At 44.7% G+C, this 16935-nt stretch carries 15 protein-coding genes; 8 read left to right on the top strand and 7 right to left on the bottom strand.

The annotated features are described in order from the left end of the window. Positions 1-62: 62 nt before the first annotated feature. On the bottom strand, positions 63-1340 hold the full coding sequence (locus tag DKT73_RS07010) for an ABC transporter substrate-binding protein (protein ID WP_111637855.1): 1278 nt from the start codon (positions 1338-1340) through the stop codon (positions 63-65). Positions 1341-1464: 124 nt separating this feature from the next. Between DKT73_RS07010 and DKT73_RS07005 the strand changes: the two genes are divergently transcribed. From DKT73_RS07005 to DKT73_RS06990, 4 genes are all read left to right on the top strand, one after another. Then, positions 1465-2556: a LacI family DNA-binding transcriptional regulator gene (locus DKT73_RS07005; RefSeq protein ID WP_198666566.1), complete on the top strand. Its 1092-nt coding sequence runs from the start codon at positions 1465-1467 to the stop codon at positions 2554-2556. A 164-nt stretch (positions 2557-2720) separates the two neighbouring features. Next, entirely contained in the window at positions 2721-3500 is a 780-nt protein-coding gene (locus DKT73_RS07000; RefSeq protein ID WP_111637853.1) for a ThuA domain-containing protein, read from the top strand. After that, the gene (locus DKT73_RS06995) at positions 3500-4549 is read left to right on the top strand and encodes a Gfo/Idh/MocA family protein (protein WP_111637852.1); all 1050 of its coding nucleotides are present in this window, start codon (positions 3500-3502) and stop codon (positions 4547-4549) included. The genes DKT73_RS07000 and DKT73_RS06995 overlap by 1 nt, the downstream gene beginning before the upstream one ends. Positions 4550-4560: 11 nt before the next feature. Then, positions 4561-5682: a Gfo/Idh/MocA family protein gene (locus DKT73_RS06990; protein ID WP_111637851.1), complete on the top strand. Its 1122-nt coding sequence runs from the start codon at positions 4561-4563 to the stop codon at positions 5680-5682. Between the two features lie 38 nt (positions 5683-5720). Here the strand turns inward: DKT73_RS06990 and DKT73_RS06985 are convergent, their stop codons facing one another. Beyond that, positions 5721-6311, bottom strand: a complete 591-nt coding sequence (locus DKT73_RS06985; protein ID WP_111637850.1) for a TetR/AcrR family transcriptional regulator — start codon at positions 6309-6311, stop codon at positions 5721-5723. A gap of 127 nt (positions 6312-6438) precedes the next feature. Between DKT73_RS06985 and fabF the strand changes: the two genes are divergently transcribed. After that, entirely contained in the window at positions 6439-7707 is a 1269-nt protein-coding gene (gene fabF, locus DKT73_RS06980; RefSeq protein ID WP_111637849.1) for a beta-ketoacyl-ACP synthase II, read from the top strand. Positions 7708-7806: 99 nt separating this feature from the next. Here the strand turns inward: fabF and DKT73_RS06975 are convergent, their stop codons facing one another. The 4 genes from DKT73_RS06975 to DKT73_RS06960 all read right to left on the bottom strand — a co-directional run bounded on the left by DKT73_RS06975 (position 7807) and on the right by DKT73_RS06960 (position 13074). Further along, on the bottom strand, positions 7807-9129 hold the full coding sequence (locus DKT73_RS06975; RefSeq protein ID WP_198666565.1) for a TRAP transporter large permease: 1323 nt from the start codon (positions 9127-9129) through the stop codon (positions 7807-7809). Further along, positions 9126-9632, bottom strand: a complete 507-nt coding sequence (locus tag DKT73_RS06970) for a TRAP transporter small permease subunit (RefSeq protein ID WP_232827816.1) — start codon at positions 9630-9632, stop codon at positions 9126-9128. The genes DKT73_RS06975 and DKT73_RS06970 overlap by 4 nt, the downstream gene beginning before the upstream one ends. A gap of 128 nt (positions 9633-9760) precedes the next feature. After that, positions 9761-10786 carry a TRAP transporter substrate-binding protein gene (locus DKT73_RS06965; RefSeq protein WP_198666564.1) on the bottom strand — a complete coding sequence of 342 codons (1026 nt, stop codon included), beginning with the start codon at positions 10784-10786 and terminating at the stop codon, positions 9761-9763. Positions 10787-11184: 398 nt separating this feature from the next. Continuing rightward, the gene (locus tag DKT73_RS06960; RefSeq protein WP_111637847.1) at positions 11185-13074 is read right to left on the bottom strand and encodes a HAMP domain-containing methyl-accepting chemotaxis protein; all 1890 of its coding nucleotides are present in this window, start codon (positions 13072-13074) and stop codon (positions 11185-11187) included. A gap of 346 nt (positions 13075-13420) precedes the next feature. On the opposite strand from DKT73_RS06960, the gene DKT73_RS06955 reads away from it, so the two are divergent. After that, positions 13421-14359, top strand: coding sequence for a LysR family transcriptional regulator (locus DKT73_RS06955; RefSeq protein WP_111637846.1), 939 nt, complete (start codon positions 13421-13423; stop codon positions 14357-14359). 25 nt (positions 14360-14384) lie between these two features. Here DKT73_RS06955 and DKT73_RS06950 read toward each other — a convergent pair whose 3' ends face one another. Next, the gene (locus DKT73_RS06950; protein WP_111637845.1) at positions 14385-15326 is read right to left on the bottom strand and encodes a LysR substrate-binding domain-containing protein; all 942 of its coding nucleotides are present in this window, start codon (positions 15324-15326) and stop codon (positions 14385-14387) included. Between the two features lie 133 nt (positions 15327-15459). On the opposite strand from DKT73_RS06950, the gene DKT73_RS06945 reads away from it, so the two are divergent. Continuing rightward, positions 15460-15642 carry a hypothetical protein gene (locus DKT73_RS06945; RefSeq protein ID WP_111637844.1) on the top strand — a complete coding sequence of 61 codons (183 nt, stop codon included), beginning with the start codon at positions 15460-15462 and terminating at the stop codon, positions 15640-15642. Between the two features lie 229 nt (positions 15643-15871). Next, entirely contained in the window at positions 15872-16852 is a 981-nt protein-coding gene (locus tag DKT73_RS06940; protein ID WP_111637843.1) for a TRAP transporter substrate-binding protein, read from the top strand. Positions 16853-16935: the final 83 nt, after the last annotated feature.

Below are 16935 nucleotides of genomic sequence, written 5' to 3'. Positions count from 1 at the left end.
TTCCTATCGAAAAAGGAAGGGGCTCAAAAGAACAACTCTTTGAGCCTTATTGAGTGCAGGAATTACCAGCGACTGCCTTTGAGTTCTTCCAATTCATATTCAAGTACTTCGAGATTCTCTTCTGCGGAGCCGCTGCCTAACAGCGTGGCGTGTACCGCCGAGAAAAATTTAGAAGACACTTCGTTGTATTTGATTTTGGTCGGCGCAGAAGGCCGTGGTACCGCCTGTAAAAACACGTCTTTCCATTGTGCGATCATAGGTTGTTGCTGTTTGATGTCTGGATCATCGTACAAGGACATGATGGTCGGTAACCGAGATGATTGAAGGGCTTGGTACTTTTGTACTTCTTCGGACGCGAGGAATTTTATTAATGAAATAGACGCGTCTTTTTTGGTTGAGTAGCTTGAAACCGCTAAATTCCAGCCACCTAATGTGGCTGCGGATGGGCCATTTTCAGTGCCACTGGGTAATGGCATAACAGCAAACTGGTCTTTAATCGTACTGGTTTCCATGTTGCCAAGCGCATAGGCATAAGGCCAATTTCGCATGAAAACCGCGTTGCCTGTTTGCCACACGCCGCGAGCATCTTCTTCTTGATAAGCCAATACCCCAGCAGGAGAAATGTTACCGACCCAAGATTTCGCCAGTTTTAACGCCTCTATGGCTTTTTCGTTGTTGATCGAAATTGAACCGTCAGCTTCTACTATTTGGCCGCCGCCAAAAGATTTTACCCATTCAAGCGCGTTACAAGTCAGGCCTTCATAAGAATTGCCTTGCCAGACAAATCCCCACATATTGTCATTGCCTGCTTGACGCTCTTTGGTTTGAATTTCTTTTGCGGTAGCGGTGAGTTCTTGCCAAGTGGTTGGTGCTGCTTTTTGGTATTTTTCCAATAGGTCTTTACGGTAATAAAGTGCGGGAGCATCAGTAAAAAAAGGCAGCGCAACTAGCTTCCCGTTGCTTGTTTGTGACTCAATAATGGAAGGAAAGTGTTGGTTTATGATGTCTTTGGTGTAGGGAGTAAGGTCCACAAAATTATTAGCGAGTTGTGGGGCCCAAATTACGTCGGTTTGAAAAACGTCTATGTCGGCATTCCCCGCCGCAAGCCATAAGCGATACTGAGCGAACTGATCGGTCGTTGACGCTGGCATGGGAAATACGGTCAGCGTATGCCCCGTTTTTTGTTCCCACGGTTTTACTATTTCTTTTAGTATTTCGATGTCTTTCCCTACAGCGCCAGAAACCAGTACGATCTCTTCGGCATGCGCCGTATGAATGGCCGAGGCCGCGATAGAGACGGCTAAAAAAGAAGCATTGACATATTGCCATGGTTTTTTCATTGCACTCACTCCTGTTCTTATTCTTGTTGAGTTCATTTTTTGCATGAGTACGTAAACGTTTACTCACGTTTTTAACGTTAACGTAAACCTTTACTCTAGTCAACGAAGTATGGAAATAATTAGCATGCTTTTAAAAAAGACTATTTGGATGAATCGTCATGAAGGTTTTCTCTGCCTGTCGCTTGTGGGACTCATTTGCGATATTCTTAAAAACCTTATCCTGTATTTTAAGAAAAGCGATCATTACTTCATGAGCAACAAGTCGGTTACCATTCATGAATTGGCTAATTTAGCCGGTGTGTCTATTGCGTCGGTTAGTCGAGCATTAAATGGCAAGCCTGGTATTAGTGATACCTTGCGAGCGCGTATTCTGTCGCTAAGTGAGGAGATTAATTACCAGCCAAATGTTATGGCTCGTCAGCTTATTTCAGGAAAAACGCCAGTAGTGGCTCTGTGTATGCCGCCTTCTCCTTATGAATTTTCGGATAGACCGTATTTTGTTCATCTTTACCAAGCATTAACGTTGTATCTACATCGCAAAGGTTTGGTTCCGGTTTTATTTGCGTATGAAAATATCGATCAGGTCTTCTCGCAAGCAAGCTCAGCAATTTTATTGGGTGCGACAGAGGATGATCGTCCAGAAATTTTTGATCGCCAAAAGTTCCCTTATGTGACCTTAGAAACTGGGGTGGGAGCTTCTGTCGTTATTGATGAGGCAAATGGTGTGTATAAACTGACACACTATTTGTTTAAAAAAGGTCGGAAAAATATGCTTTTTTTAGGTGAGAACATCGATATTTCAACAAGCCAAGGACGATTGCGAGGTTACCGAAAAGCAATTAATGAACTAGGATTGCAAGAACATTTTGATAATGTATCTCGTCAAATTAGCTCTTCTCTCAGTGCATATCGCCAGATGATGGAACATTTTCAGTCTTCAGAATCTTTTCCTTACGATGCTATTATTTGCGCAAATGATGAATTAGCTGTTGGTGTCATTCAAGCTGCTGAAGATGCTGGGTACAAAGTTCCTGAAGATCTTTCTGTAACGGGCTTTGACGACCTTCCAAGATTCTCTAACAAGATTACTACTATCCATCAAGATATTCCCAAAATTGCTGAGGCCGCTGTCTGTTTGCTATCAGAGCAGTTAGACGGACTACCTCCGCGTGTTATTGAAGTGATGACGCGACTCGTGAGCCGAGAGAGTGCTTAACTCTTCTTTATTGAGCACCCACACTCCCCTCAATTCATCGATGCTTTTTTAATTAAATTAAGAAAAATACTTTTATTATTTTGAGTAAACGTTTAAGTTATTAACGTAAACGTTTACTCACGTTTATTTTCCATTATCAAAAAAACAACACCTTGGAGAACAGAATGACAATAAAAGTGACGGTATGGGGTGAAAATGTCCATGAAAAAACCAATAAAGTGGTCGCACGTATTTATCCCAATGGTATGCATCATTGCATTGCTGCAGGTCTGAATGAAGATCCGAATATTGAAGCAACCAGTGTTACCTTGCAGGATAAAGAACATGGTCTTACCGAAGAAAAACTAGAAAATACCGATGTTTTAATTTGGTGGGGGCATGCTGCCCATGGGGATGTTGCGGATGAAATTGTTGATCGGGTTCAGAAGCGTGTACTTGAAGGAATGGGTTTATTAGTACTGCATTCCGGTCATTATGCCAAAATATTTAAACGTTTAATGGGAACGACCTGTTCTTTAAAATGGCGTGAGGCTGGCGAACGTGAACGGCTTTGGGTTGTCAACCCAGGCCACCCTATTGTTCAAGGTGTGGGCGATTATATTGAGTTACCCCATACTGAAATGTATGGTGAACCCTTTGCCGTTCCGAATCCAGATGAAGTGATTTTTATCAGCGCTTTTGAAGGCGGAGAAGTATTCCGTTCTGGCCTTGTCTATCGTCGTGGTAATGGAAAAATATTCTATTTCCGTCCGGGTCATGAAACTTATCCAATTTACTATGATGACAAGGTCAAACGTGTTCTAAAAAATGCGGTGAAATGGTCTCAGCCTGAAGGTAGCCGTTGGATCGATTCTTGCCCTTGCGTCCCTGCTGACCAAGCTCCAAACCCCATTGAAGTTAAAGGCGAAGGCTTGCATAAGCCAGGCGAAGAGGGCTTTAAATAATGATTCGTATTGGCATTATTGGAACGGGCGGGATGGCTCGTGTCCATGCAGAAGCGTTTGCTAACATTGCTGGCTGTGAGCTTGTTGCCGCATGTGACCTTAACGCGGCACGTGTTGAAAGTTTTGCTAAGGCGCACAATATTCCTCACACTTTTGAAACCATAGAGGACTTGATTGCGAGCGGATATGTGGATGCGGTATCCATTGTGACACCGGACCCCTTTCACAAAAAACTAGCGCTTCAAGCGCTTGAAGCTGGCTTGCATGTGTTGTGTGAAAAACCTTTAGCACTCAACGCGTTAGACGCGAAAGAGATGACAGATGCTGCACTAAAAGCAAAACGCATTAACATGGTCAATTTGAGTTATCGTAACGCGCATTCATTGCAAAAAGCTCGAGAGCTGATTGCGGCCGGCCGAATCGGCAACATTCGCCATATAGAAGCCAGCTATTTGCAGAGTTGGTTAGTATCCCCTAAATGGGGAAACTGGAAGACCGAAGATACTTGGTTGTGGCGGCTATCCAGCGCACACGGTAGTAAAGGTGTGTTGGGTGATGTAGGCGTTCACATACTGGACTTTGTTCGTTTTCCTGTTGGCGAGTTTGCAAGCGTAAACTGTACCCTAATGACCTTTGATAAAGCAGATAATAACCAAATTGGTGACTATCACCTTGATGCAAATGACAGTGCCTTAATTACCGCGCGAATGCAAAATGGTGCCATGGCGTCTATTCATGCTTCTCGTTGGGCCACGGGAAATCTTAATGATTTACGATTGGTCGTGCATGGTGATAAAGGGGCAGTGAAAGTGTCATTAAAGCTAGATCAGGACTGGAATCAACTAGAAGTATGCTTGGATGAGGATGTGATTGATGGCGTTTGGAAAACCATAGAATGCCAAAGTACGCCCAATATCTACCAGCGCTTTGTCAACAGTATTTTGTCGGGTAAACAAGAACAACCCGATTTTAATGCTGGGTTACAGGTACAACGAGTGCTGGACGCCTGTGAACAATCCGATCGGTTGGGTCAGGCAGTGCGATTATAGGAGAGTATTGGATGGCTATATTGCATTGGGGAATGGTGGGAGGTGGAGATGGTGCGTTTATTGGCGATGTTCATCGTATGGCCGCTCGTTTAGATGGAGGCTACCAGCTTGTCGCTGGTTGCTTCTCTTCTGACTTTGAAATCACAAAAGCATCCGCGAAATTACTGGGTGTGCAAGATGATCGGGCATATTCTGACTTTCGTACGATGGCTGAGGTTGAAAGCCAACGAAAAGATGGTGTCAGCGTGGTGAGTATTGTCACACCTAATTTTTTGCATTACGACAATGTTGTTGCGTTTTTAAACTGCGGGATTGCCGTGATTTGTGAAAAACCTCTCACCGTTTCATTACTGCAAGCTCAAGAATTACAGGCTTTGGCAAAGGACCGAAACACTTTTCTTGCTGTGACCTATAACTATGTTGAAAACCCTATGGTTAAATTTGCACGAGAATTGGTTAAAAAGGGAGAATTAGGTGAGTTGTTGATGGTAGACGCCTATTATCTACAAGATTGGCTGGCCGCAGATATCGAAAACGCGGATCAAAAACAAGCCGCTTGGCGTACTGATCCTACTAAGGCTGGACGGGCTGGATGCTTAGGTGACATAGCCATACACGCTTATAATTTGATTAGTTATTTGATTGACTATTCGGCATCGTCTGTCAATGCACGCTTGACTACTTTTGTCGCTGGGAGAAGAGTCGATGATCATGTGGATATTCAATTAGGTTACAGAGACAATATACTGCAAGGACGGATATTAGCTTCACAAGTAATGACGGGGCATGAAAATGATCTTGGTTTTCGTTTAACGGGTCGTAAAGCAACGATTGAGTGGCGTCAAGAAGACCCGAATGTGCTGTGGTTTAAGCCAATGGGAGCGCCTGCTCAACGATTGACTAGAAATGGTGCGGGTCATCCTGAGCATTTACGTGCTTTATGTCGTATTCCTGCCGGTCACCCTGAAGGTTACTTAGAAGCTTTTGCCAATGTTTATAAGAATATACGGTTAGCCTTATCGGAAAAGGATTTTTTGTATTATCCCAATGTCGATCAGGCTGTACAAGACATGGCGTTTGTTGAGGCATGCTTACAGTCTCATAGCCAAGGTAATTGGCGTGAAGTTGGATAAGGATTTGGAAATCACGGAAACAGCGCCAGCGAAAACAACTAAACCGTATTTTGCATACCACTGTTAAGTCGATTGACGATGCGCTCTTGGGCGCGTTTTAAGAAATCGTTTTGCAGCGGTTGTGCAAAAGAGCGTGCGATGGCGACGGTTCCTACTAATGACACGACTGTCTCTTCTGCAAGCGCTTCGGCTTCTTGGCTACCGCGCTTTTTTAGAATGCTGGCAAGACGGTCGACTAAGCTATCGAAGCACGCTTGATAGGCTTGGCGAACTTTTTCTTCTTTGTGCGCTGCGTCAGTGACGAGAAACTCTAGTGGCGATGGGTGCTCTTTGTCGTTGCGACTCCAACTTAAATAACGAGTAACGAGCGCTTTTAGATGCGTCTCATTGCTTTCGGTTTTTTTATCATTGCGTGCCCAAAAACCGTTAGACGTAGCAAATTGCATGGCCGCTTCATAGAGGCTACTTTTCCCCGAAAAATGCGCATAAAACGCCCCGTGTGTCATATTGGCTTGTTTCATGATTTGGGTCAGCGTGACACGATCAAAGCCATGCGAACAGAAAAGTTTTGCGGCGGCTTGTAGTATGCGTTGTCTCGTTTGCTCTTTGTGTTTTGGGGTGTATGACACAGTTAACCTCCTGGGTGAACCTTCGTATGTCCCATTATAAATCGGTTTCTAAATATTATCTTGATCATATATAGACTCACTCTAGCATGGGGACTTTCTTTCTGCTGAAACTTAATGGGGTTATTTCATGTCGCTTAAAGAACGTATTGTTATTACAGGTATGGGTTTGGTGTCACCACTTGGTTTAGGTGTCGCTTCGGTCTGGGAGAAATTGATTCGTGGTGAGTCTGGCATTCGTATGCTGCCTACAAACTTGTCTGAAGGCGTAAGCACACACATTGCCGGACAGGTTCCAAGCCACACAGAACAAGCGAATGGTTTAAACGAAGCTGACTATCTGTCACCTAAAGATCGTAAGCGTGTCGATCTGTTTACCTTATTTGCCCTTGCTGCTGCCGAAGAAGCGTTAACGCAAGCCAATTGGCACCCAACGACGGCGGAAGACCAAGAGGCAACCGCTACGATTATTGCTACTGGTATTGGTGGCTTACCAACCATTACTAATGCACACTCTGTTTTGAAGGAGCAAGGTGCACGTAGAGTGTCACCTTTTACGGTTCCGGCCTTCCTCGCCAATCTAGCAGCGGGTAATGTCTCTATTAAATATGGTTTCAAAGGACCGATTGGCACACCGGTAACTGCATGTGCGGCGGGTGTTCAAGCGATTGGAGACGCTATGCGTCTATTGCGTACGGGGGAAGCCAAAGTGGCTTTAGCTGGTGGTACAGAAGCCTGTATCGATCCATTGTCTCTGGCTGGTTTTGGCGCTTTGAAAGCGTTGTCTACTCGTAATGATGATCCCACAAAGGCGTCTCGTCCATTTGATCAAGATCGTGAAGGCTTTGTGATGGGCGAAGGTTCTGGTCTTATTGTGCTGGAAACCCTTGAACATGCCTTGGCTCGAGGTGCGACACCCTTAGTGGAGATTGTCGGTTATGGTACCAGCGCCGATGCTTACCATCTGACATCAGGCCCAGAAGACGGTAACGGTGCTGCCCGTGCGATGCAAACGGCGCTCAACATGGCAGGCATCACTGCGGATCAAATTGGCTACGTGAATGCGCACGCTACGTCAACACCGGTGGGCGACCGCGGTGAGATCAACGCCTTGCGACGCGTGTTTGGCGAGAAAGTGACAGAAGTGGCGATTTCATCGACGAAATCCGCGACAGGTCACTTGCTTGGTGCTGCTGGTGGTGTTGAAGCAATTTTCAGTGCTCAGGCGTTAATAACAGGCATTCTGCCACCGACATTAAATCTGGAAAACCCAGAAGAAAGTATGGCCGATTTGGACCTTATCCCATTGGTTTCACGTGAAAAAAGTGTCGAATACGTGCTGTGTAATGGTTTTGGATTTGGCGGCGTCAACGCAGCGATTATCTTGAAGCGTTACTAATCTATAGAGCAATGTATAGAGCAATTTATCGAGTAAATAAAAAGGCGACTCAATTTGTATGAGTCGCCTTTTTAATATCGCTGTTCTTGTGTATTGGTTTTAGCCATCCATTAGTTGGCTAGGTAACCAAGTAACCAATTCTGGGAACATCATCACAATGACCAGCACCAAAAGTTTTAACAGCACAAAGGGTAGGATAGATTTGTAGATGTCCAACATGGTGATGCCCGGAGGCGCAATGCCTTTTAGGTAGAACAAGGCAAAACCATAAGGCGGCGTTTGTACGGCGATCTCAATGTTAAGAATCATCAAGATACCAAACCAAATTGGATCGTAGCCAAGTGACACGGCAATCGGTGTGAAGATAGGCGCACACATTAGCACGATGATAAATTCATCGATAATGAAGCCCAGCAACAGCATGATCAATTGGAACAACATGATGACGACAATCGGAGGCAAGCCTAAATCTTGAGTGAAGCCTGCGACCATGTTTTGTACGCCCATTAGCAAATGGAAGTTACTGAACACGGATGCACCGACAATGATCCACATGGCCACACTGACGAGCAATGCGGCTTGCATACCGGCTTTTTGAACCATACGCGGTTTGAAGCGTTTAAAGAAAATCGCAAGAATAATCGCGCCCACTACACCGATAGCACCGGATTCTGTTGGCGTGGCGATGCCCATGATAATACTGCCAAGAACCGCCACAATCAGTAGCAGAGACAATAAGCCATCTCGCGCGGTGAGAAACTTTTCTTTTGGTGTTGGCTGTACTTTTGGTGCGATATCCATCGGCGCACGTTTAGGGTTTAACTTACAAGAAATCACCACGTAAGCGATGAGCAAGATAATAGTGATCAGCGCTGGAATTAAGGCACCGATAAACATGCGCCCTACTGAGTTCTGTGTAGATGACGCAAACATGATCATTGGGATGCTAGGTGGAATCAAAATACCTAAACCGCCACCGGCCATAATAACGCCAAGCGCGAGACGTTTATCATAACCACGCTCCAACATTGGACGCAGTGCGATACTGCCAGAGGTCATGATGCCTGCACCGATGATACCGACCATGGCGCCGATCATAGAACACACCACGATCACGCTGATGGCGAGGGAACCACGCACACGACCGATCAACATTTGGCTGGCATTGAACATGGCGTCGCCAATGCCGGAACGAGTCAGCAATTGTCCCATGTAAATGTATAAAGGGATGGCCAGCAGGATAAAACTAAAATGGGTGGATTCTAGTGTAGTCGGAATAACATTAAAGAGCGCATCGCCCCACGTCATATAACCTATGCCCATGGCGATACCACCAAGCGCTAACCCAACGGGAGCACCTAAGGCAAACGACGCGATGATGCAGGCGAATAAAATGCCCGTTAATAACTCAATACTTATCATTGTGCGGCTTCCTCTTGTTCGGTCTGTGCTTCTGGTAATAAAGGTTTGCCTGTAATCGCCTGATATAAGGAGCCAATCCAGTCGCTGGAAAGTTGTAAAATTAGCAGCACACTAGCGATTGCCATCATTAACCAGTAATGATGCATATGAGGAGCCCATTCGCTTTGACGTCGATAGTTAAACTCGAGCGCTTCTTCAAACTTACCTATGCTCATTTTGCAAACGATCACCATGAAGAACATGGCAAGGGCGAATGAAAATAGGTTAAATATGCTTTTCGTCCGAGCTGAAACTTTGTTGTAAAGGATATCCACATTGATGTGAGCGCGTTGCTGCTGGGCATAAGCACCACCTAAAGCCGCAATATAACCAAAAATAAATAACGACGTGTCGTAAGCCCAAATGGTCGGTTTGTCTAAGGCGTAACGAGAGAAAACCTCGAAAGCAACGACAAAGGCTAATACCGGCATAAGATAGGAAACGGAATTCCCAATGAAAGCCACCAATGCGTGGACTCCTAGACAATAGCGTCTAATCGCAGTCATTATCATTGTTTTGTACCTGTAAGGGTGGATCGGAAAATTGAAAACGGCCTTCTTGGTGAAGGCCGTTTTCATGAGTGCTAAATCAATTATTTCTGTTCTTTACGAAGAACGTCGATCAGCTCTTTGCTGTATTTGTCTGCAGCCGCGTACTCATCCCAAAGTTTCGCACCCGCATCTTTCCATGCGGCTTTGTCTGCGGCACTTGGCTCAGGGCTCCACTGAAGACCTTTCGCTTCCATGTCAGCAACCGCTTGAGATTCCCAAAGTTTAGATTTCGTCATTTGCTCTTGAGCGTGAACGGTTGTTGCCGCTTTAACAATGGCTTTTAAATCATCAGGAAGTTTGTTCCAAGCGCTTTGGTTAACGATGATAGGTAACACTTGAGCACCAGCTAGTGGAAGTGGGTACATGTATTTCGCTACTTCAACGTGGTTACCGTCGCGGTGATCGATCATGTTAGAACCGATAGAACCGTCGATTACGCCAGTCGATAGAGAGGTGTAAATCTCAGACCAAGCAAGTGATACCGGAGAGGCGCCTAGGTTACGTAGGAACTTACCGTATGCGCCTGGTGCACGGATTTTCAAGCCTTGGAAGTCGGCAACAGAATTAATGGGTTTCTTAGTAATAACATAAACCGCTGGCTGAATGTATGGGTCAAGCCATACTAGACCTTGAGCGCCGTAGGCTTCTTTGAGGATTGGCGCCCAACCTTTTTCTTGGAACAAAGTCGTTAGCTCACCAACGTCGCTTGTACCGCCAGGAAGACCGATTTCAACTAAGCCTGCTGGAAGTTCGCCTGCGTTCAAAGATTGGAAGGTCGCGCCCATCGTGATTAGGCCCGTTTTCACGGCACCAAAAATACCAGAAGAACCTACGCCTTCACCGTCGTATAAAACTTGTACTTTGATGCGACCGTCAGACATGGTTTCAATGTTTTTTGCTAAATCTTCGTATACCGCACCGAAGGCAGAACCGCGGCTGTATAGGTTAGCGAAGCGCCAGTTATGATCTGCTGCATGAGCAGAGGAAGCGACAGCGCCTAATCCAAGAGCTACCGCTAGAGAGCTTGCAACCAATCGTTTTTTTACTTTTAGTATTGCCTTAATCATTGAGCTACCTCGAGAGCAAAAGTGCATTAAAAAGTCACATCCGCATTGGCGTGACACCTTGTATTCGATACTTTCAAAAAGCCTGCGTGCAATAAAGCACGCAAAATCTATCTAAAGTTTTGTCGTTATCAAACAATCAAAAAAGTCAAAAGTCTTTATAAATCAGATCACTAAGTGGAACAGGATGCACTAAAAAGGAATGGATTGCACTATTTTGGTGCGATTGACGGGTGAGAATCATGCACCAATTGAGTGAATAATATTGATCTATGATGTTGAAAACGTGCATTTTTTTTGCAATTTTCAAACAAGTGGTTAGTTTTCTAGATTCAGCCAAAAATTCGCACCGAATTGGTGCGACGTGTTTTTTAACAGTGTGCTGAGGCGGTTTTTTGGCTTTAGGTTATATCAAAACGTTGGATTTGCTGAGCTAACTCATTTGTTTGATGATGAACATTTTTATTGGCCGTTTGGATAGATTGAGTGGCGTTATGGTTGTCTTTAATATCATGAGCAATGATGTCCATGTCTTGCGCCATTTGTGCTGTCGTCAAGGCAACCTCTTTTATGGCTTGAGTAATCTCTTGCGTATTGTTCATCGCCTCTAACGTATTTTGCTCAACGAGATGAATGGTCTTCACTGCGTTTTCGCCCTGCTCTTTACTTCGACCGACTTTATTTAAGCTCAGCGTCATGGCGTCAATGACTGCCAGCGTTTCCTTTTGGATGTTTTCGACTTTCTCGGTGATGCTACCCGATGCTTTAACCGTTTGCTCAGACAGCGTTTTGACTTCGTCGGCAACCACAGCGAATCCGCGCCCTGCTTCCCCTGCTCGAGCCGCCTCTATTGCTGCGTTGAGAGCCAATAGGCTGGTTTGCTCTGCGACACCCACGATGAGCTCAATCACCACATCAATCTCTTTAGACAGCGTACCAAGACGCGCGACACGTTCGTTGGTGTCTTGAATGGTGTCTGCCACATCGCTGATGCTGGTCATGGCATCACGCATGGCACTCACACCACTGGTTGCTGATTCATAAGCCACTTTCGCGGCGCTTTGAACGTTCTGCGTCATGGACTGAACGGTATCTGCGGTCGCGGATATTTCTTCCGTTGAGGCCGCCAAGGTGTTACTGCGATCACGAATGCGCTCACTGCCGCTGACAATGGTTTTAATGCCGCTGTCCAGTTCATCGGCTGTGAATACCAGCTTCTCGTTGCTGCTTATTAAATGGCCAATTAGTAAGCGTAAGCTGTCGGACATCTGGTTTGAAGCAATAAATAGCTGTTGGAATTCATCTGGATTTGTTGAGGTCTGGCTATTTTTATGTGAACGCAGTTTGCCTTGTGCAACGTCTTTTAAAATCGCTAACACGGCTGTTAGATTGCGATTCAAAGAACGGATGACGGTCGACAAAATGAACCCGATAACGAGCGCCAGTAAGACACAGGCGATTGTTAAAGAGCGACGTGCTTGCTTAGCGGTTTCTGATGAGCGGATCTGCGCCTCAGCCAGTAAGGTGTTTTGCAGATAATGGGCGCTGTCGTCCATGGCTTGTGTGTATTGGTTACTTAAGAGTGCAAGCTTGCTCTGCTGCTCTTTTAGAGTAATAGACAGGGCAATCACGGGAGCCAGTGCATCTTCATAGGTTTTAATCATTGGTCCAAATACATCACCAAAACCTATGTTATTAACGTTGTCTTTGAGTGCTTGAATGGCGGCCTGCAGACTTGCTTGGTGTTCTGCATCGCTGTAGGCAAGAAAGTCTTTTTCTTTTGCTCTCACCTCTTTAAAGAGTGAGGCAAAGCTTGCTAAGGATTTTAGCTGTTCAGCCAAGGCTTGTGCTGATTGGTTCAATTGCCCAAGGGCACCTGTGTTGCTGCTTAATCCAAGAGTGGTTAAGTTTTGCAGATTGCTTTCAAGGGTGGATAAATAATTAGGCTGTAAAGTTTGGCTGTTTTCTAATAATGCCTTTCCCTCTTTATCGAGTAAATCTGCTCTAATACTAAATCCCGCCGCAGTTTCACTTTTAATTCTGGCTAAGGTTGTACTGATTGTGTCGATGTTATCCGGTGATATGCTGGTCATTTTGCGTTCAACTTTTAAGAGCGCAATCTCAACATCTTTGACCTCGCTGGTGAGTCGGCTTAGCTCGGTAGCATCGTCGGATGCACTCGACATCTGCGATAAGTTGTAAATGGAATAAGCACCAAACCCTGCATAGCCAACACAGACTAACACAACGATTGCAATTAGCTTTTGACGAACGGACAACGCGATGGACATATCAACCTCCTTTATACCCCTTTCTAAAAAGAAGGGAAGCAATCAAAATGACAAAAAAGGCCTGTTTATCAAACAAGACAAACAGGCCAAAATAACGTGCTGGAAGAATAAAATGAAAGGCCAGTATCCAATGTTTTATTTCAGAGCATAGCCAAGTCATTTCAGGGTATAACCAAGCGGATACGTATCATCCTGAATGAACAAAATATCAATATGAAGATTTTTTGTTGCGGTAACCGACCTCTCTTACCTTAAAGAAGCAGAAAGGGGGATGAAAGTCGCTTAAATCAATGTAAAGTTAGAGAATCAACGAACTAAATTATGACGGGACATATGGGGAGCGGCGATGAGTGTTAAAAACTACTCACTGGGGCAAGTCGGTGACTATGAGATCAAACAACTAAAAGTCTTTAAAACGGTCGTTGATTGCGGTGGTTTTTCGGCGGCTGAAACCTCTCTGAATATTGGTCGATCAACCATCAGCCTGCATATATCTAATTTAGAAGCGCGCTTGAACTTGGTCTTGTGTAAACGTGGCCGTGGTGGATTTTCGCTGACGGAAGAAGGTGTCATCATCTATAAAATGACCGAAAACTTGCTGGAGTCCCTAGATGCATTTCGCACCACAGTAAACAACCTCAATGCCAGCTTAACGGGTAAGCTCCGCCTTGTTCTTTCCGATAAAGTCAGTCTAGACCCTCGTAGCCATTTTCCTGAACTCATTCAGCGCTTTGCGACGGAAGCGCCAGAAGTGTCTATCACTACGAATGTCGCTTCTATGTCGAACATTGAGCGAATGATCCTTAATGACGAGGCGGACATTGGTTTTATTCCATATCATCGCAAATTGGATGGCTTAAGCTATGTTCATTTATACAGTGACGATTGCTATCTTTACTGTGGAAAGCATCATCCACTGGCGACTATGTCCCCTGAGGAACAAGAAGAAAAGGCGGATATATACCCAGCCACGCACGCGGGCCTAAAACCCCATGAAGCGGTGAGCGAGCAAATTTCTCATATGAACTTAACGGCGATTTCGTACTTCTATGACAGTCGGCTCGCTTTGATTTTATCAGGAAAATACATCGGCTTTTTACCTGAACTGTATGCTTCATACTATGTTCAAAAAGGCGACATTGTCAAAGTAGCACCACACGACCGTTCTTATACATTAGGCGTTGCGGTCATCTGCAAGAAGACCACACAGCCTAATAAACCCCGTGAACTGTTTCTTAAAGTGCTACATCAGACGGTAGAAGAGCTAATTTCTGCACCTTATTAAGTGAGTTTATAAAAATTGTATCTTACTAAGGCCAGGGCAATGGTTGATGAGATTCTGTTTTAAGGATGTTTTCACCCTGCCCACCGCTTTCTTCTCTGAGCCAGTCGACAAAAGCCTTGATGCGGGCTTTTCGTGGAGAGTTTTTGCTGTAATTTACATAAAACTCTATTTTGGTATTCAGTGCTTTGGGGAAAGCCTGTACCAGTATTCCTTGTTCCAGCTCTTCTTGCACCATAAACCTAGGACACAGAAACACACCGTGACCCGCTTTAACTGCGCTGATTCCCATGTACCAAGAATTGACTTCGGCCCAAAGTAACTTCTTACTGCGAAGTGGCGAAATTTGTTGCTCTGCGAACCATTTTTCCCAACGGTAAATCGGGGTATCCACTTGTATCAGCCAGCATTTGAGCAAGTCTGTTGGCTGTTTAAATGGAATATTTTTAGCCAGCTCAGGTGCGCATACAGGAATGATTTCAGACGATAAAAGCAGACTTTGAGAGATGTTATCTTGATGGTTGATAAGATTATCGATACTGATGTCTATTTTGCCTGAGTGGATATCTTCGCGTTCATCGGATGAGAAGAGTTTGATGTTGATAGATTGGTGTAAGTGGGAAAAACGCCACAGTTTTGGCATCAACCATAAAGACACAAAACTTTGTAGTCCGGAGACGAGCAGTGTTCCTTCAACGGGTTCAAGTTTGACGCTTTCTAAGCCTTTTCCTATGTGTTCAAACGCTTGCTCTAGATGTTCTGCGAGAACCTGTCCTTGATTAGTAAGTCGCATGTCACGACCAGAGCGATAAAACAATGGCACGCCAAGGTATTCCTCCAATAAACGGATTTGCTGGCTTACGGCAGCTTGTGATACATGCAGCTGCTTTGCGGCTTTGGTGTAGCTCAAGGTCTGGCTGGCGACCGAGAAATAATGTGCGGCTTTTAGATGCGTGACTCGATTGCTCATAAGCGAGTCCATAAAAACATATTCATGAAAATGAAACCCATAAGATTTTCTAATCTAACCTGTAAGAATATAGCGTTCGTTTTTACCTCTTTTTGGCGACACAATAAAGCCCTCATTAACAGGAGGTTTGGGTATGTGGACGTTATTACTGTGGTTAAATGCAAAAATAGTCGACGCACGTGTTGTCTTTAAAAAAAGGCGCACTGAGCAAAAAAGACGTCGTCAGATTCGAGATTTTCATTTGAAATCTCAGCATATGCCGGAGTATCTGAAAAGAGATATTGGTTTACCGCCTTATTCGGAACATGACTCCTAGATCTATCTAGAAATCTCAGTTATAAAAAAACAGCATCTTAAAGATAAGCTTATGATGCTTGTTTTTGATGTTATCTTTTAGACAGATTTCTTCGCACTCTGAGGGCTTTTACTTCTATACTTTGATGGTTTGATTTTCTGTGTCGAAATAGTGAATTAAGAGTTGTAACACCGGCATCATCTTGGATTCATTGTCGAGATCAGATAACCGTCTAGACTAGGGCTGTGCCATGAAAAAAATAATTGTAACAACCGCAGTGATGCTATGTGCTTGTTCTGTCAATGCGGCCTCTGTAGAGGTTGCCTTAGATACCAATCCTGATCGAGAAAATTCGGGCAGTTATCGATATGTTGATAATTTACTTCAGTCGTTGAAAGAAAAAGGCTGGCAGACAAATGTATTTGCGCGGGACACGATAGGCAGTGAAGAAGAGCGTGTTGCTCGTGTTCGCTCAGGTACCTTAAATGTCTCTTTGTCTCGATACACCGCAGCCGCACAGTTTGTACCCGAAATGCAGGTGTTGCAACTGCCCTATACCTTTAAAAGTGTGGATCATCAGTATGGTTTTTTTGCCAAAAGTGATTATCTTGATGACATAAATAAGCGACTCGCTAGCGAGGGATTGCGTGTGTTGGCTGTGTTACCAACGGGCGCATTTTTGGGGATTTTTAACAGAGAAAAGCCCATTGAGACAGTCCATGATATGTTTGGTTTGCGCATGCGGGCGCTCGACTCAAACCAACTAAATATGTTTGAAATGATGGGAGCAAGCGGTGTGATTGTTCCGCTTTCTGAGGTATCAAACGCCTTAAAAACAGGAATTGTGGATGGGTACATCAATGCATCATCTGTCCCATTAATGTTTGATCAGACAAGCCTACTGCGCCACTTTACGGATGCGAAATTGATCATGTCGGCGCGCTTGGCATTGGCTTCCCAATATTGGTGGGATAATTTGTCCATTGAGGAGAAAGAGCAATTCACAGCCTCTTCTATGGAAGCCCAATCCGAGGTGTTTGATTGGGTGAACCAGTCAGAAAAAAGGCATAAAAAAATGCTTATAGAAGCGGGTATTGAGGTGTACGAACCAACAGAAGAAGACATCGCCACTTTTAAGTCTGCGTTATCGGGTATGAATCAGTTTGTCAAAGGTGTTTCTGATGAGCGTATTGAACAGCTGCAAAAAATGGTAAACGACTATCAGCCATAAATCATGCGATCAAACAAAAAAGCGGCCTTGATGATAATCAAGGCCGCGTTTCGTTTGCCCAGCGAAGCTGGCAAACCCGTCAG

The organism is Marinomonas shanghaiensis (genome assembly GCF_003259175.1).
GTDB lineage: Bacteria > Pseudomonadota > Gammaproteobacteria > Pseudomonadales > Marinomonadaceae > Marinomonas > Marinomonas shanghaiensis.
This window is presented reverse-complemented; position numbering and strand designations above follow the sequence as displayed.